Genomic DNA, 25,441 nt, shown 5'->3' with positions numbered 1-25,441 from the left:
CCGGAGCCTCAAGTCTCCGTTTCAGTAGTGCCTGGTTCAGTCGGACACCGGCCGGTTCGCGGCCTGTCCGAGTGGGCCGTCGCACAACTCGGGCCAGCGAGACGGACCCGGCGCCACCGAGTGGCCGCGCAGCACCTCGTCGATCCGGTCGAGCGCCGCGCGATCCGCGGCGTCAAGCTCCCCGGCGCCGGGCTCGGGCTGTGCGTTCGGCGTGGTGAGAGGGACCTCGCGCAGCAGGATCAGCGGCGCGTCGCCCTCCTCACGTACATCCAGCACCCTCAGCAGCGTGCCCGGCGGGAACACCACCTCGTCCCGGGCAGCACCCGCTCCGCGTCGGTCGGTCAGCTGACGCACCCGGCGCCCGGTGACCGACGAGATGGCGTACTGCGCACCGCGGGGGCGTGGCGCCCCGGCCGCGAGCGGCAGCACACACACCGGTGCCGGATCCCGCAGCAGGTCCCCGGGCGCCAACCCGTCGTCGATGCCCTCCGCCCCGGCGCCGCGAAACGCCACTCCGCGGTACGAGGGCAGTCGGCGCAGCCCCGAGGCGAGGCAGGCGGCGTACGGCAGCAGCGGCTTGTCGCCGTGGCGGAGCGCGCGGGCCAACTCGTCGTGGCGGAGCGCGCCTTCGGAGGTGTGCAGATACAGATGCAGCGCGATCAGGTCCGCGCGCGCCGCCTCCTGCTCCTGCCCACGCAGCGCGGGTATCCGGGTGAGCATACGGCCCACCGCGGTCCCGTGCCGGTCCCACAGCGTCTCCGCGAGCGCCCGGAAGGCGCTGCGTTCGGCCTCGGTACTGACATGGCCGGGCTGAAACGGCACCGGCGGCAACGGAGCCGCCACCCGCTGCACCGGTGGCGTGGGCACCGGTTCCGGCTCCGGCTCCGGCTCCGGCTCCGGCTCCGGCTCCGGCTCCGGGGCGGACTCGGCGAGCTCGGGCTCAGGCTCGGTCGGCGCGTCCGGCGCGGCGCGGTCGGCCCGCGGCTCGCGCGTTGCGCCTCCGGCGTCCGGTGCCGGGTCCGGAACGGGCTCGGCGGGCTGCTCGGACCCGGCCGACTCGACGGTCACCTCGGGCTCGGGCCCCTTCTCGTCCGGGTCCCCCGAGCCCGAGGACACGCTCATCATCGGCGGCCGTGCCGGAGGGGGCGGCGGCACGTACCCGGCCTCCGCGGCGAGGTCCGGCGGCATGGGGGGCGTCGTGGGCGCGGCGGACCGCAGGGCTCCACCGCTGGGCGGCGTACCGGGCGTCACGTGCCGTTCCCCGGCGGCCGGGGACGTATGGGCCTCGGTGTCCGCACCGGACACCGGGGACGGGTCGGTCACCGAGCTGCGGTCGGGTCCCGGAGGGTCGCCGGGGACCGGCGGCGTAACGGGCGCCGCGGGCGTACCTGAGGCGGTGTCCGCGCCGGAGCCCGCGTTCCCGTCGGGCGACGGGGCGGCCTCGGACGCCGACGATGTGTCAGGTACCGGGAACGCACCGGCCGCGGCCCAGGAGTCGGGCCCGAACTGCCGGCTCGCTCCCGGGTTCGCACCGAGGGACGGAGACCGACCGGGCGCGGGCCGTCCATCGGCCCTGGAGGGGCCGGACTCCGGTTCCGGACGGGGCCCCGAGGACGTGCCTGATGCCGGAGCCGGACCGGTTGTGGGCCGCTCACCATCCGTCGGGCGCGTACCGGAGGCCGGTGACCCACTGGGGGCCGACGGTACGTCGCCCTGCGGCGGAGTCGTGCCGGGCGCGGAGGCCGGAGCGGGCGCGTCCGGGCCGGGCCCCGGATCCAGGTCCGCGCGAGGCGGCGTCGGCGTTCCGGGGGCTGAGGGCGCGCCGGCGGCAGGCCGCGGGCCCGCCGGGTCCGGCTCTGCCCCCGCACCGGGCGCCGGGGGTGTGGCGCCGGACACCGGATTCACGCGAGGGGACGAGGGCGTGCCCGGCCCCGGGCGGGTGTCCCACCGGTCGGGGTCCGGGGGCATGCCGCCGGGCGCCGGGGGCGGGCCGGTCACGGGGCGCGGACCAGGCCCCGGACTCAGGCCCGCACCAGGCGGCAGCGGCTCGCCCGGCACCGGGCGGTCGCCGGGCGGGCGGGACCCGGGGGCCGGCGAGCCGTCACCAGCCGCGCGTGGGAACGGAGGAGGAGGCGTACCGCCGGCCGGGCGGGGGCCGGGGCCCGAGTGCGGTCCACGTCGCGGGCCGGTGTCGGGCGCCGGGCGGCTGCCGGGCTGTAGGGGTGCGCCGGGGCTCGGGCGCGTACCGGGTACCGAGCCCGTGGCGGTGGCCCGGCCCGCGGCCGCGGCGGCCGGGCCGGGGCCGGGAGGTGAGGGCGCGCCGGCGGCCGGGGTGGGGTGGGTGCCCGTTGTGGGGCGGGCGACCGGGGGCGGGGTGGTGTTGGGCGCCGGGCGGGAGGCTGGGGCGGGGCCCGGGCGGGGAGTGAAGCGGAGGGTGCGCACGCCGTGCCGTGCCGCGATCGCGCGCAGTTCGCGGCCGCCGTCCGCGGCCGTACCGTGTACGTACAGCCGCGCCCGGCTGCGTACATCGGCCCCCAGCCGCTCGAAGAGCCGGGTGAGTTCGGGCCACAGCGACGGATCCAGCTCCTCGCCGGGGCGGCCGACCTCGATGGCCGGGCCCTCGGCGTCGACCGCACGGGTCGAGGTGGTGGGCGCCTGGCCGTCGCGTTCGGTGATCCACAGGCCCGCCCGGGTCGCCATGACCTGCCAGCGGTCGGAGAGTCGTACGATGCCGTGCTCGACGTTGCCGGGGCCCGGCAGCGGCGGGCTCCAGCGGAGCAGGCGCGGGGCCGGGGTGGCTTCGCCCTCGGGGGTCGGGGCGCACACCACGGCGTCCACGAAGGGCCGCCACCGCGGGTTGCCGTCGGCACCGACGAGCATCGCCCGTGCGGTGCCACGGTCCGCGGGGCCACTGGGCGCCAGGAGCGGCAGACCCGTGTAGACCACGATCTCGGTGTCGAGCATCTCGGCGGCCAGCTGCCCCGTGCGCAGGATGTCCCGGGGGCTCCCGGGGGCGAGGCGGACCCGGGACCACAGGGACACGGGCAGGGACGACAGCACCTCGCCGATGTCGGACGCCGAGACGTCCCCGCCCTCGGGGACGCCGACCAGAACGGTGGGCCCCCGGGGGTCGGCCGGCACCGAGTAGCACAGGTCGCCGCGCTGTGGCGCGGTGGGATGGGGTGAACGGGCCAGCAGCCCCGCCGGGATCTGCTCGACGACACATCCGCTGTCGGTCCGCGGGGGCACCTGCTCGACGCCGGGCTGCCACGCGGGGGCGGGCTGACGCGTGCCCAGGGCCACCGGCTGGACGCCCGGCGAGAAGCTCCACCAGCCCCTGCGCCGCGGCGGGTCGGGCCGGACGAACAGCGAACCGCCGGGGACGATCTGGACCTCGCCGTCCGGGGCGATCACCTCCAGCTCCCACCCGTCGGCGACCCTGCGGGCCACGGACGGCCGGTCCGGCCGGTCCTCCCCCGCGCCGGACATGACGAGCCGTACGGTGCCGGTGCCCGCCTCGCGCAACGAGTCGAACACCTCGCCCAGGCGCTCCCAGAGCTTGTCCGCCGACGCGCCGTCCCCGCCCGCCGCGCCGGTCACGACGGTGGCGATGCCCGCCTCGGCCCCCATCGTGTCGACGAGTTCGTCCACGGTCGTCTGACCGATCGTGGTGTCCCGGGCCGAGCGGAGCAGGATGAGCGCGCCGTACTCCTCGGCGAGCAGCAGCTCGTCCGGCTCGGCTTCGGTGGGCTCGCCGCCGAAGCCACCGGTCGGGGCTGGGGCGGGGGCGGCGGCGCGCTGTGCCTTGCCGCGGCCGCCGAACCACCGCGACCGGCCACCGGAACGGGTCACGTCGCCTCTCCTTCGCACCTGGGTGTGTCGCTCAAGCCGTTGTCACCTGGTGGCCGATGGGCTGAAGTGGCCCGCCATGCCAGGGGGCTTGGGGTGTACGCAGTGAATATGGCAAACAGGTGTTTCTGTCCAGCCATGGGCCGCAGAACTAGGCTTTCCACTCGTGGTCGGCCACGGCACGGCCGGTGCCGGCGCCGGTGCCGACCGCCGCCGCGCTGCCCCGAGGCTTGTTCTTCGACGCGGTCGGCGTCACCGTCCCGTCGGCGGACGACACCGCCGCCATACGACGGCGGCGTCGTCCGTCTCGGTCACCCGCTCTCGCCCTCGCCGGCGTCAGGAAGGTCCACGTCGGTGACGCGCTTGCGGCGGGCCGCCGTCTTGCGGGGCGCCGCCGTACCGTTCGCCGCCGCGGTGTCCGTCGCCGCCTCGCCTGCCGTCGTCCCGGCCTCCGCCGGGCCGGCCTCCGCCGTGGCCGGTTCACCAGCCCCCGGTGCGGTGCCCTCGCGGGGCACCACCGACGGCCACTCGACCCCGGGCTCCTCGCCCCCGGCCTCCCCGTCGGGCGCCTCGGCCGCCGCGGCCATGATGTCCGCCAGGCCGTCCGTGGTCATCACCATGCTGACCGGGGCGGAGCTGTTGATGCACAGGTTGTGGCCCTCGGGAAGCCGGTCCAGGAACGCGGGCACCCGCACCCGTTCGAACCCCAGGCGCCCGGCCGCGTGCAGATAGCGGGGCGAGGTGAAGATGGGGACCACCGCGGTGCCGTCGGGCGCCGACGCGCTCACCGGTTCGCCGTTCGCCGTGACCAGCACCGCGACCTCCGCCTTGGCCAGCGCGGCGGTGACGTCCTCCGCCGGGCCGTAGCCGGTGGTGGCGAGCTGGATGGCGGCGTCCACGTCGTCCTCGGGCTCGGGCCAGCCGAGCGCTTCCGGGGAGGGCTGGTAGTTCTCGTTGTCCTGCCACTCCACGATCTCGCCGTCGTCGTCGGAGCGCCACTGGCCCACCACGGCCCAGTCCGGCGGCGGGCCTTCGCCCCGCCACGCGGGGTCGGTCAGGTAGAGCCAGTGGTTCGGCGCCAGCTTGGCGGCCTTGACGAACTCCTCCGGCGGTTCCGGCACTTCGGCGTCGTCGGACGCCCCGGGCGCCGGGCTCTCGGCGGTCGGCTCGAAGCCCGCGAAACCGGTTGACGGCTCGGCCGATTCGGATGGGGTGACCGCGGCGGAAGCGCCGTTGTCGCTCATGCTGTCCTCGCTTACTGGGCCGACTGGCTCACTGCTGGAAATGCTCGGCATGGTCGGTGATATGGACGCGCCCGTGCGGGGTCGCCCGGTGTGCTCCCGCTCCGTCCCCCGGGGCGTCTCGCGCCCCTCCCCCGCCAGGCTCACCCGCAACTCGCTCACCGGGACGAGTTGGGCCACCGGGGCGGAGGAGCTGAGGAACACCAGTTTCCGATCCTCGGACAAGCGGTCGAGGAAATCGGGTACTCGCATCATCACATGAGCGGGCGGCACTTCGTCCACCACCTGAGGTGTTCTTGAGATTACGGCCGCCGCCGGACGGCCCCGATCGCGCGGCCCGGGAGACGGAGCACGGGCGCTGACGCGTTCCCCCGCCCCGTCACCACCCCGTCGCCGCCGGTCCCCCGTCCGCGGCCTCCGCCTCGTACCGATCCAGGTCGGCCTTGCTCTCCCGCAGGGCGCTCGCCGTGACGAGCTGCCCCACCGGGGCCGAGGAGCTGAGGAACAGGATCTCCTTCCCCTCGGCCAGCCGGTCCAGCAGATCGGGTACGGACATCACCTCGTGCGCGGGCAGCTTGTCGTCCTCCAACTCCGGCGAGAGGGAGAAGACGGGCACCGCGGGGGTCCCGTCGGAAGCCTCGGTGACCGCCAGTTCGCCCCCCTCGTCGACGCACACAGCCACTTCGGCGTCCGCGAGCACCAGGGCGAACAGCTCCTGTGAGCCGTAGCCGGTGGCGACGAGCTGCACGGCGGCGTCCGCGGGGCTGACCGGGCGGGCCCAGCCGTGCGCGTCGGGTGAGGGCCGGTACGCGGTGTTCTCCTCCCACTCGACGATCTCGCCCCGCTCATCACTGCGCCAGCGCCCGAGGATCGCCCAGGACGGCGGGGGCTCGCCCTCCTCACCGTCCCAGTGCCGGTCGATGATGGACAGCCAGTGGTCGGGGGCCACCTCGGCGGCCTTGACGTAGTCCTCGGGCGGCTCGCGGAAGCCGGGTTCGCCCTTGAGCACCGCGTTCGGGCCGCCCTGCTTCCCTGAGGCACGCGAACTCCCGCCACCGGATTCGCCCGTGGCCGGTGGCTCCGGAGTGGTTTCGTGCTCGTCGTCCGGAGTACCGGAAGAACTCGTCATGGGAGGAAACTCCATCGGTGTGCGTGGTGTGGAAATCTGGATCAGTTGTCGGCTGTCGGCTGTCCGGACGGGGAGCGGCGGCCCTTCGCACGTACCTGTCGCCTGGAAACCCGTGGGCCGCCGGTGTCCCGGGCTCGGAAGGCTTGACTTCACTGCTCCGTCCGGTCACCTCTCGCCCAGTCGGCTCCGGCCTCCCACAGTGCCTCCTCGAACTCCGCCATCGCCGCTTCCAGCTCCGGGAAGGCCGCCGACACGTCCTCCGTCCCCAACCAGGCCCGCCGCAACCCCAACAGGCTCTCGGACACGGTGCGCAGTCGGGCCAATGCCTCCGGCAGGTCGAAGCCGTCGGTCGCGAGGAGGTCGTCGATCTCCGTTTGCAGGCTGCCGAGACTGCGCGCCAGCATCCGCCTGGCGGAAGGCGTGGGCGCTGTGGCGGCCCGTTTGACGACCGGGACCAACGAGCTCAGCGACGTCCAACAATTTTCGAGTTTGACGGCTTCCCTGACCGCCTTGGGCCATGGTGTGACGGAGGTGGAGCCCTGCGACAGGGTCGGGTTGTAGTCCATCGCCGTCGTGAACTCCATCGCCGCGAGGAGAATGGTCAGACCGTGGAGCGGCGCGGACCGGGGACGGTACGGCGCCGCACGCGCTTCGAAGAAGATGAACTGGTTCTCCTCGTCGACGCCGAAAGCGCCCATACCGAAGTCCACATCCAGATCCCCGGTGTGCAGGGGGAAACCCGGCGGCGGTGAGAGGAGGTCCTTCTTGAACGCGCCCTCGCCCCTGCCGTACACGATCGAGCGCAGCCAGTCTTCCTTGGTGGGCCCCTCGTTGAGGTCGTTGTCCTTGTCCTCGTAGGGCTCCCGGAACACCCGCTCCCCCGGGGCGTACCCCAGCGCTCGCATGAGGTCCGGGATCTCCTGCCCCGGCCGGCGGAGCAGAAGGAGGTCGACGTCCTCGCGTTCCTCGTCAGTGAGCAGCTTGTCGCGCACGGAGCAGAAGTCGCTGCGGGCCATCAGACGGAAGGCTGCGACCACATGACGCCGCACCTGCCGTCGCTTCAACGGGCCGTTGTCCCTCTCCGCCCGCTCCATGTACAGGACGATCAATCGCATGAACTCAACGGCGCGGGGCTCCGGGCGCCGGCCGTGTGCCCCGGCGAAGAACTCCTCGATCTGGGACACCTTCTGCCGCACCCCCTCCACCTCCCAGGCCGGGAGCAGATCGGTGACGGCGGCGGCGAGATCATCGAGGCCGACACCGTAGGTGGTCTGGAGCGTCGCCCGGAACCTGACGTCGTTGGCCGTGACGGTCGCGTCCCGCTCCAGACTGACACCGGCCCGGGCCGAAGCTCCTCCGAGCAAGCCGGACAGTGTGAACCGGTTGTCCGGGGCGGCCCGTGCCAGGGCCCGCATCCGCGCGACGAGCGCGATGATCTCGCGGAGGGCGTTCTCGACCTGCTCGAAGTCGGACACCGGGTCCAGCACGAATTCCAGGTCGGAGCGGGTGTACGGCGGATCGTCGGGGGTGTCGGTCTCCAGTCGCCAGCCGTTGCCGCGGGCGAGCACCACCCCCCGGGCGTAGAAGGGCACCGTGGCGACGAGTTCCAGCTCGATGCCGAACTTCGCCCGCCTGGACGGCGAGTGGCGCGGTGGCTCCGGCCGCGCCGCGACGTCGCCCGGGTCCTCGACCGCGGGAGGACCGGACGGCACGGAGGACGCCCGGACGGCCGCCGGCGCGTCCGGCCGCCCGGCCACGTCGCTCGGCCTCTCCCAGCGGGTCTGGACCCACTTGCCCCGTTTCCCGTCGCCGTCCCTCCGGTGCGCCGCGATGCGCAGCGGGTCCGACGCATCGGTCCCGACCACGTCGAGGGGCGCCGTATAGCTGTAGGCGAACCGCCCGGTGCGGTGGGAGTACGCCTGTGACACCGGGCGCTGCCGCCCGCCTCCGGGACCGGTGGTGAGGAACACGGCCGGGGTCTTCAAGGGGATCGCGTGGAACCTCGTCATGAGGTCCGTCAGGGCGAGGAGCTCCCCCTCGGACACCGGTACGGGGCCGAGTCCGGGCAGGTGCAGCACCACGCCCCCGGCCTGTTCCGTATCGGTGAGCAGCAGGATGGGCATGTCCGTCTGCTGCGCCCGCCACATGGGCTGGTACGGCCTGGTCGTTCCGCCGGCCTCGGTGGCGACCTCGTCCACGCTCTCCCATGCGATGCCGTTCGGTGCCGGCCTACCACTCCAGTTGACGCCCCGCAGGGTCTCGCCGCCCGCGTCGGGCGCCGTGTTCACCAGCAGGATGGAGTCGTCGAACGCGCCGTTCTCCTCCAGGTGGTACGCGGCCAGCACATCGGCGTCCGACACCTTCGCGCCCCGGGCGGCGGCCCTGGCCGTCACCCGCCACAGCTCCTGGACGTTCGGCGCCTCCCACGGGGTGCCGGGCGCCAGGTGCAGCACCTTGCGGCCCAGCGCCGCCGTCTCCCGCGGCGGCAGGGCGATGCGCTGGGACGCGGCGACGCCCGCCCACAGGGCCCGCGCGACCTGCCGGGGACCCACCTGCGCGGAGTCGTCCAGCTTCAGCACCGCGCGCACGTGGGCGTCACCGCCCTTCGCCATCTGGTCGAGGGAGTACACCAGGGCGGGGTCGGGGTCCGGGGTGAGCCGGGCGTCCGGCTGGGCGCGGGCGTCGTCGAGCACGGCCAGATAGTCGGCCCGGCTCGGGGCGAACCCACCGGCCCGGCGGGCGAGGAACGTCCACAGGTCCAGGCGGAAGGGCGTCAGCCCGCTCAGCTCGGGGTCGTGCGCGCGCATCCGCTCCAGCGCGCCGATCCCCCGCAACGCCTTGAGGTACTCCGCCCGGTCGTCCTCGATGCCGTTGCCGAGCACCTTCCGCAGCGCCCGCACCAGCCGCAGCGTGGTGGCACGGACCTCCGGGGACGCCGCGCCCGGACCGGTGTGCAACTCCGCGTCCCGCGCCAGAGAGTCCAGTTCGTGATCCAGCGGTTCCGGCCGGTGGGTCACCCTCCTGGAGACCTCGCCACCGGGGCTGTCGAACACCACCCTGCCGTCGGCGTCCGCACCGGTCTGCCGGGTGTAGGTGCTCGCGTTGCACCGGCTCTCGTTGGCGACGTGCTGCCCGAGCGACACGTCCTCCAGCGGATCCTCGACGAAGGGGGCCGGCGCGGTCGAGGGGTGGGGGCGTGAGGGGTCCCCTTCGGACTCGCCCCAGCACACCACGACGTCCAGCTCGTGGCCCGGGGGCAGTTCGCGCACCTCTTGCAGCCCGCCGAAGTAACGACCCGCGTCGCGCGTGCTCAACCAGACCGTGCGGCCGCGCACGCTGAGCCCCACCCGGCCCGGTTTGCCGTGGGCGACGATCGTGTGGACCGCCGCGTTCGGGGGCAGCTCCTCCGATCCGGACTCGGCGTAGCCATCGGCCAGCGGCACGAGGTGCTTGAGCCGGCGCGCGGAGCGGAACAACCGGTACCGCTGCTCGAAGGTGCGCCGCCTGGGCTCGTCGTCCCGGTGCGACTCCAGACCGAAGCGCTCGTGGTTCTCGTCCACCATCGGCATGGTGTCCACGTCGCTGTCGCGGAACCTCGTACCGTCCAGCGCCGTCCACTCGCGGTCGGTGTACGGGACCTTCACCCTCGGCGGATCGAACGGCGCCCAGGCGCCCAGCGGCCGGTCGGGGCCGGGATCGGTCAGGGCGAGAACGTGCGCGTCCAGCCGGTCGTCGTACCGCAGGCGCCCGTCGCCGCTGGGCGCCCACACCCGCCGCCCCAGCCGGGTGGCCACCGCGCGCTGCAACGCCATGTACCGGCGGCGCGCCGCGTAGGGAATCGCCAGCACCACCGGTGCGTCCTTCGACAGCTTCGCCAACTCGGGGTCGCTGGCCAGCTCCTCCGCGAACTGCTCGTAGCTCAGCTCCCGCCCGTCATGCGTCCGCACACCGTCCGCGGTCAGCACAGCCCGCACCACGTACGCGTCACCGCCCCACGGCGCGGGATCGTCCGACACCCGCTCATCCGGCTGTCCCGCCCTGACCCGGTACGACACCATCCGGTCGACCCGCACCCGGTCGACCCGCTCACCGGTCAGGGTGCGCCCGCGTACCGCTTCGGAGGCGTCCCGCATCAGGGGGCGCGGCGCCGTGGGCGGATCGGCGGGCGGGGTCGCGGTAGCGGCCGGAGGAGCCGGGGGACCGGGAGGGGGCGGTGGTGCCGGAGGGTCGGACGGGGGCGGAGGACCGGACGGGGACGGAGGGGCCGCGGGACCGGGAGGGAGCGGAGGGGACGGGCGGAGGAGGGGGCCCAGCGTGGGGTCGTCTTCCAGGCCGTCGGCCAGCTTGCCGGTGTCCTTGTCCACCGGCAGCCCGCCGTAGAGACCGCCCGGCACCTTGATCCGTACGGTGCCGTGCGGCCCGTCGACGACCGCGGTCACATCGAAGCGGTAGGCCCGATAGGGCCGCTTGCCTTCCGCGTTGCGTTCGTCGGTATCGCCCAGCGCGGCGCTTCGGCTCTCGCTGTCCTCCCAGTTCATGACGTCGAACGGCAGGCGTTCCAGCAATTTCTGATCGTCCACCGGACCGCCGGCCTCGGGACCGGCCGCGATCCGCCAGCCGCTGTCCCGATGCGTCTCGTGGCTGGGTTCCTCGTCGGCCTGGTGGTACCGGCGTTGCTTGAGCAGTACGCCCTCCGGGGGGCCGAGGATCTCGGCGCCGTCCAGTTCCAGGCCCACGACGGCGGACCGGTCGCCGAGCGGGACCCCGTAGGCGTGCCTCAGCAGCTCCTGGACGCGGGGGCGCATCACGTTGCCGCTGGTGCGGTGGTGGTAGCGCACGCCCGCGGTGGTGGTGCGGTGCAGGCCGGAGATCTGCGGCGGCTCGCCCACCTCGGGGGCGGGGGCGGTGCGGTGGCGTACGGCCGTCAGCTTGGCCCAGCGCCCGATCGGCGCGGCGGCGGGCACCGTCCACGGGTGGAGGTTGTCGACGAACGCGTCGGGCAGCGCGGGCGGGGCCGGTGAGGGGTCCGAGTGCCAGGTGACCCGGGTCTCGCGTGGTGCGGTGAGGTCGAGGGGCCACTGCTGCGGACGGTCGGTCAGGGCGGTGAGGTGACGGGGGACGAGCAGCCGCACGTCGCCGGCCACGAGCTGGTCCGGGCCGTCGCCGGGGTCGTGCCAGGTGAAGACGGTGGGGGTCCCCTCGGGGCCGTCCCCGGGCCGGGAGAACAGGCGGGCCAGGGACAGCGCACCGCGGGCGGGGGTGGTGAGCACTTCCGGCAGTTCGGTGGTCGTCCCCGTCTCGATCCGGAAGGTGATGCCGTGTTCGAACTCCTCGGAGGGGTCCTGGGGGTTGGCCCGGTAGATTCCGACATTCTTCTCGGCGTTCTCGTCCTTCGTGCCCCGGGAGGCGGAGTACTCGGCTTCGGCCTCGATGCCACCGTGCCCCTTCTCGTTCCCGGCGCGGGCGCGGACCTCGACACCGGCGTCGAATTCCCAGCCGGAATCGGTGCTCTCGGACTCCTCCTCGACCGCCTCGCCCCGCAGCGTGAGCTTGATCTCGTCGCGGGGACGCTGCTCGTGGGGGCGGTCGAGCTTGGTGGCCGTGACGTTCACCCACAGGTAGCGGGTGGTGCCCCACGGGCCGGGCACGGGGAACCATCGCAGCACGCCCTCGTTGGTCAACGCGTACCACTCGCTCTGCAGGGCCTCCGAGTCGTAGGCCGCCTTCAGGGACCGCTGGAGGAGGTTGGGGCGGGGTGCCGTGGTCCCGTCGCTCTCGGTGCGGATGATCCCCTTGGCGCGCAGCCGGTCGTTGATGGGCTTCAGGAGGTCGACGCGCAGGAGTTCGGGGTGCGTTGTCCCGGAGAGCAGGCCGGTGTCGAGATAGGTCCGGGTCGTCTCAGTGGCCGTCTCGGCGGCCGTGCCGGTCGGGTGAGGAAGGATGTCGGACATCCGCCGCTCGGGGACGAGCAGATCGAGGGCCTCGGTGGCGCGCAGATACCGGGTCGTCTCGGTGAGCTCGTCGCCGTGCCAGCGGACGTAGGTCAGTGCGAAGACCGGGTCGGTGCGCAGCGTGTGCACGGACCCGCCGTAGGTGGCCCGGGTGATGTCGATCCGGCCGGCGCTCCCGGCCGTCCCCTTGCCCCGGGTCCTGGTGGCCGAGGCGCTGCCGAGGACGGCCAGCCTGCCGCCGGGGCCGGAGGGGTGGTCACCGCTGCTCGCGTCGGAGCCGAACCGCAGCTGGGGGCCGAGGGTGCCGGTCACGCCCACGCCCCATTCACCCTCCTCCTCGGATTCGTACACGGCGTTGCCCTTGAGGTAGTGCTCGACCTCCGTGTCCGGGCCGGCCCCGAGGTCGTTCACGTTGTCCACGAGGATCCGCAGCCGCAGCGCCTGCTTGTACGTGCCGTCCTTCGCCAGTTCCCTCTCGTATCCGCCCTCGCGGACCTCCTCGCCGAAGTGGGAGGCGAGGACCGTGGGATGGGCCAGGTCGCGGATCTCCTGCGGCCACTCGGCGGGGTTGCCGAGCCAGGCGTCGATCAGGCTCTGCCGCGTGGCCCGGTTCCGTTCCCCGGCGTACAGCCGCTCGGCGTACATCCGGGCGCCGAGCTCGGCCAGCTCGGGCATGAGGTGGAAGACGGGGTAGATCCCCTGGGCTCCGCCGGAGAAGTCCAGTCGCCGGCCGATGCGGGTCGGCGCCGTTCCCACGACGGTGTGGCCGGCCGCCCGCGCCTGCTCCGGCGTGACCGGGGTGGCGCGGGTGTGCTCCTGCGGGACGACCACACGGGCGACGAAGGGGTTGCGCCCGTTCATGAACCGGCGCCTGGTCAGCCAGCCCGGCCTCAGCCGGCTCTTCTTCGCCTCGGGTGTGACCGTCCAGTACAGGGACATCTGGTAGCGGTGCTCGTCGATCCGCTGAGCGGTCTCGGTCCTGCGGTAACCGCCGGCGGTGCCGCCGTACTTGTCACTCTTCTTCCTGGACCTGCTGAAGACCCCTCGCACGGCACCGAACTGCATGCGGATGGGCGGGGTGGTGAAGTGGAACCTGCCGAGCGATACCTCGTACTCGGGGATGGCCAGCCGGGCGCCGCCGCCGAAGGTGAGGCTCGCCTTCCAGCCCGTGCCACGGTCACCGGCTGTCGCGGTCCCGATAGCGGCCCGGGTGTTGACCTTCATGGGGAAGTCACCCTCCGGGCCGCCCTCGGTGACCGGGTCGGCCAGCGGGCTGGGGCCGTCGATCCGGTCGCCCCACCGCGCCTTCGCGGAGACCTTGTAGCGGCGTCCGCCGACCTGGATAGTGCGGTGGATGCCGAGGAGCGCCGCAGCCGGGTCCCCTTCGAGGGCCGGTCGGCCGTAGAACGCCGCCAGGTCCCGGTCGGCCTGGGCCCAGTCGCTCTTCTTCGCCGCCTTGGCACCGACGTCCAGGACGTGCAGCCGCTCGATGGCGTCCCTCAGGTCCGGCTGGAGGGTCTCCGCACCCGGCAGGGCGATCGGCACGCCGAAGCCGAGGCCGCGGCGGGAGGCCAGGGCGAGCGGCTCCCTCGGATGGGGGGTGAGCAGCCCCGCGGCCCGCTCCACCGCCATCGGGAACCGGAAGCGCGGCGTGGTCTCCGGCAGCTTCAGCACCCTCCTCGACGGGGGGAGCGCGTACGCGCGGTGCCGCGGGGCGCCGGCCGCGGGCCGCAGGTCGGCGGTCCAGCCCGAGCCGATGGTGCGCCGTACGAAGTGCTGGGCTTCGCGCCGCGGGACGCTGAGTTCGCCCTCGGTGGTGACCTGCACCGGGGCGACCTTGTGCGTGCTGGATTCCATGGTCACTTCGAGGCGCAGCCCGGCTCGGTAGCGGGACTGCTCGGCGAAGTCGTTGAGCACCGTGTGGCTGGTACGCGAGGAGTTCAGGGAGTGGCCGGCTCCGCGGTTCACCCCGATCTTCACGCCGAAGGCCGGGATGAGGCCCGACAGTTCGGCGGACCGCCCGTCCTCGGAACGGGGGGAGGTTCCGTCGTCCGCGATGCCTGAGGAGTCACTGCCCGCGCCGACTCCGGCGGTGTTGTACCCGAAGCCGAACGCCGCGTCCGAACCCCCCTCGCTGCCGGCGCTGATGCCGTCGCCCGTACCGATGTCGTCGCGGGTGGGGACCTTGGTGTCCCCGAGGTACTGGAGACTGTCGATCTCCCGGCGGATCCGCAGGTGTCCCCGGAACGTGCCGAACAAGGGCCCGGAGACCTCGATGCTGTTGGAGGAGTCCCCGCCGGCCCACCACAGATAGCGGCTGCGGGCCGTCGGCTCGGTCAGGAAGCCCTGGGCCCGGTCCATCTTGGCCTGCCGGAGGATCCTCCTGACGGCCGTGGCGGGCAGCCCGGCGGCGCGCAGGTTCCGGTGCAGTCCGGCGATGACGGGCGTGAGGTCGACCGCCTGCAGCAGCTCCCGGGCCTGGGAGGGTCGTGCGGCGCGCCGGTGACGGGGACGCTCGGCTTCGGGGGCGCCGTAGTCGGGGCGGGGTCCGTCCTCGCCGACGTAGGGGGTGGGAATGCCGACGTGGATCCGGTCGGCCACCGTGACCTGGTGGAAGACGGTCGGCGTGGCGTCCTCGCCGTCGACGAACACCTTCATCCGCAGACCGGCGCCGAAGGGGGCCAGCTCGTTGATGAAGGGCTTGCGGCCGGACATGACGGTCCGCGACCAGCCGCCGTCCTTGGACGTGGAAGACCCCACGTGGAGCTGGGGCGCGGGCACGGCGGCCGCGGACGCGACGGTGTTCGTCCCCAGGTTGACGACGCTGAGCAGGGTCGACTCCACCCCCTGGGCGACCTCGTGTCCGCTCCGGCCGCCGGTCGCGGTGGAACCGAATCCGACGGGGTATTCGTTGACCTCCCCCTTGGTCCGCGGCAGCGGCTTCAGATCCCGGAGCACCGGGCGCAGCCACACCAGCCGGCCGCCCACGGCCAGTGTGCGGCCGGCCGCGAGGATGTCCTCCCAGTCCTTCGGCTCGGAGGTGAGCAGCAGGTCGCTGATCGCGGACCTGATGCCCGAACGCAGCGTGGTGTGCGGACCGGGCCCCTGGAGGTCCAGGCGTGCACTGATCTGCTCCGCCCAGAAGTCGGCCTGCTCCCGCCGGAAGTCGATGGTCTGCACCGACTTGGGGACGATGGTCTGGCCCAGCGCCCCGTGGGCGAGGTACCACGGAGCGCGATCACGCGTCCCGGCAGCCGGTGCCGGGGCCGCCGCTCCGGTGGGCTCCGCGTCGGGGTCGCGGTCCGCGGTGGGCTCCTCCCCCTCGGGGGGCGTCACCACGATCGCCGGCACCCCACCGGGCAGCGGCGGCGTGCTCTGGGGGTCCGGGGCCTCCTCGTCCGGACCCTGGTGCGCCGGCGGCGCCCCCGGCGGCGGCGCGGGGGCGTCCAGCGCCGGGTCGACCGGCGGTACGGGGGACGGAGGCAGCGGGACGACGGCGTGGGGCTGCGGCACGTGGATGCCCTCGGCCTGGTCCCACAGCGCCCGGAATCCCGCGTACATCTCGTCCTCCGCCTCGGCCTGGTCCCACAGCGCCCGGAATCCCGCGTAGGTCTCGTTCTCCGCCTGGGTGGCCTCGACCGGATTGGCCGCGTCCGTCGCCGTGTCCGTCGCCGCGTCCGTGGCTTCCGGAGCGGGCCCGTACAGCCGCTCCATGAGCGGGAACAGCGTCGGCTCGTTCCTGCGGACCCAGTCCGCGCCGTTGTACCGCGGGTGCTGGGTGTACGGGTCCCTCCCCCTGTTCGTCCCCAAGTAGGCGTTGGTGAGCTGGGCGAAGAACTCCTCCTCGTTGAGGGAGGAGTAGTTGGGCGCCGTACGGTTGCCTTCGGCGTCGTAGCCGTGCAACGGGCCGTCGGGCCATATGCCGAAACTCCCTGCTGCCCGGTTCGTGTCATACGCCCGCGTGATCAGCTCCCGGTCCGCCTCGCTCAGTCCGTGCCGGTGGATCGTGTGCGCGAACTCGTGCGTGGTCGTGGAGTACCCGTCGGCATAGGCCGGGGTGTCGCTCGGCACGCTGGTGAACTCACCGAGGAGGTTCTCCTCCGTCACCGCCAGCACCGTCCGGCCCCCCGAGCCCCGGACCTGGTCCCACAGCCGATTGCCCAGCCCGGTCCGCTTCCCCTTCCACTGGCGGAACGCGTCCAGGGAGGTCATCGCCTCGCTCTTGGGCACGACCACCAACCGCGATCCGGCCTTGAGGAGCGTCGCCGCCACGTCGGGGTCGCGCAGCATCCGCGCCGTCCACGCCAGCGCCTCGGTCCGGGACGACACCGGCTGGTCCACCCCGGCCGGCATCTGCAGCATCAGCCGCGCCGCCGTCTCGGCGAACTCCGTGGCGGGCAGCGCCCCGTCCCGCACCTTCTTGTGCAACACGTCGGCCAGGGCGCGGTTGGACGCCAGCCGCTCGCGTTCGGCGGGCGACAGCCCGGCCAGCTCCCGCGCCCGGTCGGCGGGGGCCATCTCGGGCAGCCGGGACGCCAGTTCCCGGAGGGGATCGGAGGAGAGCGGTTCCGCCGCGCGCAACGCGTCGTCCAGCTTGGTGAGGGCCTGGCCCAGCCAGACGATGTCGAGCCGCCCGGCGTCGAATTCGTCCCCCCACGTGTCCTCGTGCGCCTCCAGGAGGTCGGGGTCCCGCTTCACCTCGCCCACCACCTGGTGGAGCCGTGCGGCAAGCCCTCCCACGGCCCCGGGCGAAGCCGCCTGCCGGTACGCCGCACCGCGCAGCAACTCCAGCTCATCGACCGGCAGTTCAAGGGTGTCCGGCATCTCCGACAGCCCCCAGAGCAGGTCGAACAGGTCCTCTCCGCGCCGTTCCTCGTCGGTGCGCAGCGCCAGCGAGCACGCGGTGTCCGCCAGCGACTCGGTGCGGGCCGGAAGCGTGAAGCCGTCGATCTCGATGGTGGCGGTGGAGACGGGGGGCGCGGTGCCGACGCTGATCTCCACGCCCTGGACCACCCCGGACAGCGTACGTCCGTCCGCGCTCGCGCTCAGGGTCTCCTGCAACGGTCCGGGGAACCACTGCGCGAGGGCCCGGTTGATGACGTCGGCGAGCTGCCCGGCGTTCGCGGGGAGATGTAACTCCAGGATCTCGAAGGGGCGCGGATTGTCGAATTGCACCTTGCCCCGCGCCCCGCCGGCGAGGACCACGGGGTGGCCGATCTCCCGCATGAGCGCGCTGAACCGGCGGCCGACTCCCAGCTTCACGTCGTCGAGAGACAGCGCGGCGGACGACGCCCAGAAGGCAGCGGCGGGACCGGGGCCGGTGGCGGGTCCGGAGGTGGCGGCCGGCACCCCTGAGGAGGGCTGGGGGCCCGTTTCGCCCGGCTGTTCTCCCGGGGGCGGTGGCGCGGGCGTCACCTCTTCGTTCGGGGAGGTACGCGGGGCGAAGTCGGGGTTGGGGAGGTAGTCCCCCACGGGCCGTCCGTCGCGCATCGGCTGCACGCCGCGGATGAAGCGCGTGTGCACCCCGCCCGGGAAGGCGATCTTTTGCTGGTCGGGGAAGGGCGAGGCGAGGCCCAGCGTGGCGTTGACATCGATGCCGCCGGGGACCTCGATGTCGTAGCGCCAGACGTAACGGCGGGTCAGCTGGGCCGCGCTGAGCGGATCGGCGTCGGCCGAGTCCCGCACGTAGCGCGGATTGGTGGTGGTGCTCACATAGGCGGTGCCCGCGGGGCTGCTGTAGACGTGGTCGATCAGGTGCACCGGGTCGGTGCCCTTCGGCGTGATCCCCGTCCGGAAGATCTCTGCGGGAGAACGCCAGTCGAACTTGTAGAGCGGGCCGTTGCCCGCGCGCCACATCGCGTCCGGCAGCGTGTGGCTCCCGAACAACCCGGGAACGGCCGCGGTGGTGTCCGGGTCGACGGGCGGGGTGGAGCTCACCGGCCCCGTCGCGGACCACCCGACCGGGACGGGACTGCCGTCCGGTGACGTGATCTGGCGCATCCGGGACGAGGCGACGAGCCCGCGTCCGGGCAGGTACCAGTCCCAGGCGGGCCCCTCGTCGTACAGCCGTCCCCGGTCGTCCGAGACCCGTCCGGCGCTCGGGCCGTCGGGGTTGTACACCCCCCGCAGACCGAGCCCTGGCATATCGGCCACGAAGAAGTGCAGGTCCGGGTCGGTCTGCCCCTGGCCCCACACGGTGCCGCGCGGTCCCTGGGTGACGGCCGGGAACTCCTCCAGCCCGTCGCGGAACGTCCGGTCGAAGTCCCCGTGCGGGTCGTAGGACGTGTACGCGTTCCGCAGGTCCCGCCGGTGGCCGAGCGGCGCGCGGCCCGCACCGCCCGGAGTGGACGTGCCCGCGGTGATCTCTCCCGGCTGTACCCGCTCGACGTCCCGCTCGGTCGCGGTATCCGCGGCGGCGGTCCACACCGACCACGGCTCGCCGTCGGACGCCCCGTCGACGTAGAGCTCCGTGGCGGGAGCGGGAGCGGGAGCGGACGGGCCGGTGTCCGTAAAGGGGGAGGGACCGGCCGGGGAGCCCCCGGCCCCAAAGGACACGGGAGGCGCCGACGCGGGCGTGGGCGCCGGGGCAGTGGGTGCGGGCGGCGGCACGTTGGGCTGGGGCTTCCCGAACGCCCCGCGGACGTCGGCCGGGCGGACGGCACCGATGTCGGTGATCGGGCGCGGTCGGCCGGAGGCGTCCGGTTCCAGGGCCACCGTCGTCTTCCCGGTGTCCGGGTCGGTGTAGAGGGTCGGCCTGCCGTACGCGGCGTAGGTGGTCCGGCCCGACAGCAGGGCGTTCTGGCCCGGCAGGCTCGCCACCACCGGCTGACCGGGGGCGGGCCTGGCCCCCTCCACGAGCAGCACGACCGGTTTTTTCAGGGGGGCATGGCCCAGGCCCGGATCGCGGTAATTCAGCTCGCCGACCTCGGGGTGCCGCACCGGAGCGCCGACAGCGCCGAGGACAGCATCGCCGCCCTGCTGATCCGCCCGGAACAGCCAAGGCAGTACGTCCCGCGCCCGCGGGTCGTACCAGGGTGCCTGGACCGTGGAGTCCGCCACGAGGGTCCCGTCGGGTTCGCGGCGCAGCAAGGTGACCTTGGCCGGGTCGAAGTCGAGGGGACCGGTCGTGTTGCCGGTGTGGTCACGGCCGAGCGTCATCTTGCCGGTGGTGGTCATGAGCGTACCGGCGGCCAGTGCTCCGCGGGACTCCAGGTGGAACTCGGCCAGTTCCCTGGGTACGTCGAAGTCGCGGCCATGGATCACCGCCTTCCTGAGCAGCTGGATCAGTTCCGTACGCCGCGCGGGATCAGGAGCCGGCAGGTGGAGGACAACCACGGCCAGCGCGTCCAGCTGCTGCTCACCCCCGACCCTGGCCAGGCCATCCTGGACCTTGACCTCGGCCCAGAGCATCCGCGACCGCTCCGCGTCACCCACCTGGCTCGGGTGCAGCTGAAGAGTGTGGGCGGTCAGGGCGTCGAAGCCGGGGTCCGCCATGGTGGCCGCGACGCCGGTGACCAACGGCAGCGGGACGAAGTCGGTCAGCGCGAGGTCCGGGTCCTGGGCCCACAGCTCGCCCGCCCGCTTCAGCATGGTCGCCACGAGGGTCTGCTCGGCGAGCTGCGAACCGGGCGGCTGCTGCCCCCGGAACCCCGCCACCAGGTGACCGAACAGCTCCACGGTGAACAGCGGGACACGGTCCAGCTTGGGATCGTTGCGCAGCATCATGTCCAGCGCGCCGACACCCCGCCACAGCATCGGATACTCCGGCGCCCCGTCGATCCGTTGACCGAACCACATGCGCAGCAGCCACACCAGCCGCAGCGTCCGCTCCAAGGTCGCCTCCGGCACCGGAGCCGGCCCCTGATGCATCCCCGCGTCCCGGGCCCGAGTCTCCAGCACGGTCCCTGTCGGCGCCGGCATCCGCACTTCCGGGGCGAACACGCGGCCCCGGGCATCGGCTTCCGAACCGGGGAACGCTCCCGCGCCCGTCGCAACCCTGCTGAGCACCACGAGGCGGAATCCATAGGTGGGCCGCCCCTCGTCGGTGGCGATCCGCTGGGCCTCGGAGACGACCGCCAGCGGATCCGGGATGTACGGCAGAGGGCCGGAGGGACCGACGAATCCTATGCCCTTGGGCATCGTGCTGAAGCACACGAACCGCACGTTGGGGGACTTGTCGGACCGCCGGTTCAAGCTCCGCCGCCGCTTCAGCGCACCCGACGTCCGCGGCCCGCTCGTGGTCAGGCTCCCCATTCGGCCGGTCTTCGGGTCGAGCAGGGCCCAATCGGACTCGCCCGGCCAGCCGTGCTTGGCCTCGAAATACGGGGTGGGCTCGTTCGCCGCCACCCAGGGGAGCAGTTGCGGCAGGCTGACCGCCCCGGTCGCCGGGTCGGAATAGACGAAGTGCGTCGCCGTCGGCAGATCCAGCAGCAGCTGACTCCTCGTCCGCAGGCTGGCGGCGGGCCCGGTGAGGGAGAGGGACATGTGCCCGGTCGACCGGTGGTCGGGGCCGATGAAGGGTAGGGAGAGCACCCGACGCTCCCACTCCTCGCCCTCGTGGTCACGCCTTGGCGTCGGGTCCGGTTCGCTGAGCAGCCAGCCACCCGCGAACGCCCGGCCCTCAGAGATATCGTTGCCGAACGCACTCCCCACCGTGACGAAACCGCTCGAGGACCACACGTTCCGGCCCAGCAGGTCGGCGCAGTCCTGCGTCAGCGCCAAGCTGCCGACCGTCCCCAGAGATATGCCCATCAGCACGGAAACGTCGCTCGACAGCGTACTCAGTTCCTCGTCGAGGCCGAGCAGTTCGGCCACGACCTCCTTCGGGGCGTGGCGACGGAAGCCCCCCGCGCCGCGCACCGCGACGGTCAACGCCGCCCCATCGGCCAGCACCGCGAAAGGCGTGCCCCACGGAGCGGGACCCGGCTGCCTCACCGGCTGGAGCCGGCCGTTCGGCTGCCGGACGAACTCGGTGACGCGGGTCAGGTCGAGCTGGGCGTCCAGGGGTGCGCCGGTCCAGTTCAGCCCCCGCACACCATTGAACGTGGTGAAACGGAACTCGTTGCCGAGCGCGCCCTTCAGCTTCAGGTAGAAGGCGGAGAGCCGCGCCAGGCTCGGGGCCTTCTCCATGGCCGGGTCCATCACCACCCGCAGCAGGTCACCGCGCTCCTCCCAGGTCACGGGCGCGTCCTCGGCCAGCATGAGTACATGCCGCGTGAGCGCGTCCAGGTCCAGCGGCCCCCCGCGCAGCGCGGGAAAACTCGCCCGCAGCGCGTTCAGCCGCCGCAACGCCTCCCGCGCCCCCGGCACCGGCTGCTGCCCGAAGACATCCCGCAGGATCTCGTCGAAATGCGCCTCCGCGTCGTACGGGGCAGGAGACACGGACATGGCATCCGGCGACCCCGGGGCGGCGTCGGCGAACGAAGCGGGTGCGGGGCTCATCCAGCCCTGCACCGTCGAACCACCGGGGCCCTGGCCGGACAACGGCCAGCCCTGCGCGGGGGCGAGCGGTGCGTGTGTGGGAGCGGCCTGCTCCCAGGCGCGCAGGCTGACATACCGCTGGGTCAGGTCGAGCCCGGACAGCGTCAGATCCACCCCTGCCGAACCCGCGGCCGAGAGCAGGACCAACGGCAGCGCCTGCGCGAGCGGCGGCGCGGGCTGCCCGGTCGCGGCGAAGTACGCCGCGACCTCGTGCCGCAGACCCCGCCACGTCAGCGGCGAACGGTCACCACGCGCCGCCCGCATCCCGTCCAGCGCCCGGAAACCGCGCAGCAGCGCCTCGAACGCCGCGGTGTCGTCCTCCAGCATCGGACCGTAGACCAGCCGGATCGCCCGCACCCACCGCAGCACATCCCCGGCACGCTTGCGATCACCCGTCACCCGCTCCGCCAGCACGGCCCGCTCCGCCAACGACGGCTCCGGACGGAACCCCACCCACCAATCACCCTCGGCCAGCCGGAACCGCGGCCCGGACTGCCCGTCGCCGGGAACGATGTCCGGCCGACGCCCGCTGCCCGTGGTCCACACCCAGCCGGCCCAGTTGGCCAGCAGCTGGGCCCCGATCGTGCGCTCCAGCGGATCGTGCGCCGGCGGACCCGCCACATCCGCGCCCGTCACCACGACCGCCGTCTCCGCCTCCAGGGCGACCAGATCGGGATCGGCGGCGTAGAGGAAGTCCACGACCCGGCCGTACTCGAACGCCCTGCCCGAACCGTCCCGCATCCCGAGCTCTGCCAGCGCGCCGTCGCCCCCGATGTCCACGAGATACGCCTTGCCGAAGGGCAGCGGGTACGGGCCGCTCTCCGGAACCACCGTCCCGCTCGGGCCCTGGTACGCCTGGGAGGGGGACTGGATGGTGAACTGACGCACCTGGGGCAGCAGCCCGTAGGTGTTCTCCCGGCCGTCCCGCCCGTGGGCCGGGCGGGAGGAGAAGGCCACCGGCTTTCCCCGCGGATCCCGATGCTTCACCCGCTCCATCTGGTCCAGTGGTACCCGGGTGCCGTCCACCGAGGTGATCTCCGGGGTCATGGACACCACCGGGGGCAGCTGGGAGGGATCGGCGACGACGTCCAGCGCCCGCCGCGCGTCCTCGACGATCTGCCGGACCCGTGCCTGCTGCTCCGGGGGCACCTGGCCGAGGAGATCGGCCGCCGCGCGGACCACGTCCCGCAGCGAGCGGTGTACGTCGGCCGCCAGCGGAGTCCCCAGGGCGTAGGAGCCCAGCGCCTCGGCGGGCGCCTGGGCCTCGAACCCGGGCAGCAGAATCCGGGCCGGGCCACCTGCCTGCGGCACACCCGCCCTCGCCAGTCGCAGGAAGGGCTGGAAGGCCCTGACCACGGGGCTGTCCCGGATGCTCGTGACGGCGAGGCGCAGCACCTCGCGCGAGAGCGGAGCCGAGTGCTTCAGCGCCCGCTCATATGCCTTGTGGCCCAGCTCCACCACTTCGGTGACGGCGCGCCGTGTCTCCTCCTTGGTCATGTGTTGGTGGCCGAACCCGTAGAGCCGCAGTTCCCTCAGGGTCAGCGCGACCCCCAGTCGGCCGTCGTCGGTGTCCAGGGCCGGGTAGTCGTCCATGCCGACGCTCTGGTACTGGCCGACGGTCTCCCCTCGGGAGGTGCGCCCGGTCAGCGTGGCGGTCAGATGGTCGCGGGGAGCGGGGGTGTCGTCACCCGGAGTGTCGAAGACCCTTTCGTCGATCTCCCCTCCGAGCGCCGCCTGGTAGACGCGCAGCACTGATAGCAGTACCTGGCCGAAGGCATGGGTGATGTTGTCGTGGTCCTGGTCGAGGAAAATCCTCGTGCTGGGCCGCAGGGCCCGCAGGACACGGTCAAACGGATTCCGGCCCGCCACCGCCAGCGTGCTCTTGATCAGCACGCTCCACTGGGAGGGGAACATATTGGCGACCGGCCGCGCGGCGACATGACTGAACGACTCGCCCCCGTATCCCACGATCTCGTCGACCTCCGGGATGGCCGAGAGGAACGGAAGGATCGCGAGGTAGTCCACCGGGACGGCGCCGCCCATCACAGCACTTGCATACCGTGCGGCGATCAACGCCCCGAACTGTCTTCCCGCCGTGAGAAGCGAGGAGAACTCTTCCTGCGACAGCCGCTGCATCGCGAGGTCCTGGAGCGCCCTGAGACCGAGGGTGGGTATGCCCGGCGTGAGCTGTGTGTACGCGCGATGGTCGTGATCCGGCAGGTGGGGAAAGAGGTAGGTCCGCAGGCCGACATCGGTGAGCATCCACCCTTCGAGGCCCGACAGGAGCTCCGCGAGCCCGAGGTCGCCTCGCCGGTCCGTGCTGTCCAGCCTGTCCCGCACCAGGTCGAGGGCGGCCATCGTCTCCTCCGGCGAGGGCCTGTCCTCTTCCTCGAGCGCGGCCATCGGGAGGAGAACGAACTCCGCGATGGGGTGGTACTGCAGGAAAGGCTGCGGCGCTCCCGGTGCCACCTCGGGCTTCTTCTCCAGGATGTTCTCGGTGGCGGGGTCGTGCCAGAACGCCCCGGTGTCCTTGACGATGCGGATCCCGGGGCCGAAGGCCAGGACCTGCGCCCCGGGGATTTCGCCCAGGACGAGACGTCCGGGATGGCCCGGAAGGCCGGGGGCGAGCGTCATCCACCGGCCGGACTCGGTGAGCTCCCAGCCCACGAAGCCTGCCAGTAGGTCCGTGAGCCGTATGGGGTCGTCGGACTCCGGTGTTCCCAGGCTCCGCCGGGCGGACTCGAGCCGCGCCAGCGCCTCCTCCGGCGACAGCCCCGGCATTACGGTGGGTCCGGCCGTCGGATCGGCGACGATGCGCCCGAAGAAGTAGGTCTCCAGGGCGGGTGGATGAACCCCCCGCGGCACCTGGGGCGGCTCCATGTGGAATTGCCCGGTATCGGGGTCGCGCCAGAATCTCTCCGGGTCGGCGACGAACCGGACGCCGGGGCCGGTGGCCAGGGTCCTGGGTACGTCCGTCCTGTCCTGGAGGATGTGGCGGTCCTCGATCTCCAGGCCCACGGCGCCGTACTCGTGCTCGACGGGCTTGTCGACCAGCGCGTGGCCCGTGGAGGACGACTCGGTGAACCCGGGCAGCGCGTCCTCCAGCACCCGCCCCGCCCGGTCGATCACCACAACCTGGGCATCGACGGCCGCCATGTCCGGCGGCGTCGCCGACACCCGACGCCCCGCACGGGCCGACGGGTCCACCGCCACCACGCCGCTGTCCCCACCCAGGTTGTACGCGGCCCACACATGCCCCAGCGCACCACCCTGACGCCGCGCCAGCACGAACGCCACCGCGCCCGGCCCGGCATCCGCCACCGCACGCTGCACCACGTCCCACGACCGCACGCCACGCCAGCCCGGCCCGGCCACCAGACCCGACGCCGCCGAGTCCGGACCCGGGATCGTCACCGAATCATCCACCGAACCCGCCAGCCGCACCCCACCCGGATACAACACCCTCCGCAGACCAGCCACCAGGCGCAGACACCGCCGGACCGACATCCCCCCCGCCGGAATGGTCTCCGCCACGCGGTCCGCCGCCCCTTCCAGCTGGCGGCGGGTCAGCACCGGACGGGACAACGGCCGGCCGCCGGGCGCTTCGAGCACGGACCGGTCCCGGGTGGCCGCGAACGATACGACGGAAGACTGGGGCGCGGTGGGTGCGGTGGGTGCGGACGTCGGCGCGCTGGGATGAGGGGCCCCGAACGCCCCGCGGACGTCGATCGGGCGCACGGCCCCGAAGTCGGTCACCAGGCGCGGCCGGCCGGCGGCGTCCGGCTCCAGGG

General features: G+C 73.2%; 5 protein-coding genes (1 of these 5 running past the window's edge). All 5 read right to left on the bottom strand.

From position 1 onward, the window contains the following. Window positions 1-36: 36 nt before the first annotated feature. Window positions 37-3,852 (bottom strand): hypothetical protein, encoded by a 3,816-nt coding sequence (locus tag ACWC5C_RS20915; protein ID WP_450877288.1) that lies wholly within the window; start codon window positions 3,850-3,852, stop codon window positions 37-39. A gap of 148 nt (window positions 3,853-4,000) precedes the next feature. Further along, entirely contained in the window at window positions 4,001-4,126 is a 126-nt protein-coding gene (locus tag ACWC5C_RS20910) for a hypothetical protein (protein ID WP_450877286.1), read from the bottom strand. A gap of 34 nt (window positions 4,127-4,160) precedes the next feature. Continuing rightward, a complete protein-coding gene (locus tag ACWC5C_RS20905) occupies window positions 4,161-5,093 on the bottom strand; it encodes a type VII secretion system-associated protein (RefSeq protein ID WP_450877284.1) in 933 nt (310 codons plus the stop codon). A 376-nt stretch (window positions 5,094-5,469) separates the two neighbouring features. Then, entirely contained in the window at window positions 5,470-6,219 is a 750-nt protein-coding gene (locus ACWC5C_RS20900; protein ID WP_450877282.1) for a type VII secretion system-associated protein, read from the bottom strand. A gap of 149 nt (window positions 6,220-6,368) precedes the next feature. After that, on the bottom strand, window positions 6,369-25,441 hold the 3' end of the coding sequence (locus ACWC5C_RS20895; RefSeq protein WP_450877280.1) for a lonely Cys domain-containing protein. Its footprint extends 57,163 nt past the window's final position; only the last 19,073 of its 76,236 coding nucleotides appear in the window; the start codon falls outside the window, past its right edge; the stop codon is at window positions 6,369-6,371.

Source organism: Streptomyces sp. NPDC001700 (assembly GCF_053596435.1).
This window is presented reverse-complemented; position numbering and strand designations above follow the sequence as displayed.

What these genes read in the sequence shown, in the direction of transcription:
- ACWC5C_RS20905 (WP_450877284.1), bottom strand. Translation starts at nt 5,093, where the DNA reads ATGAGCGACAACGGCGCTTCCGCCGCGGTCACCCCATCCGAATCGGCC.
- ACWC5C_RS20900 (WP_450877282.1), bottom strand. Translation starts at nt 6,219, where the DNA reads ATGACGAGTTCTTCCGGTACTCCGGACGACGAGCACGAAACCACTCCG.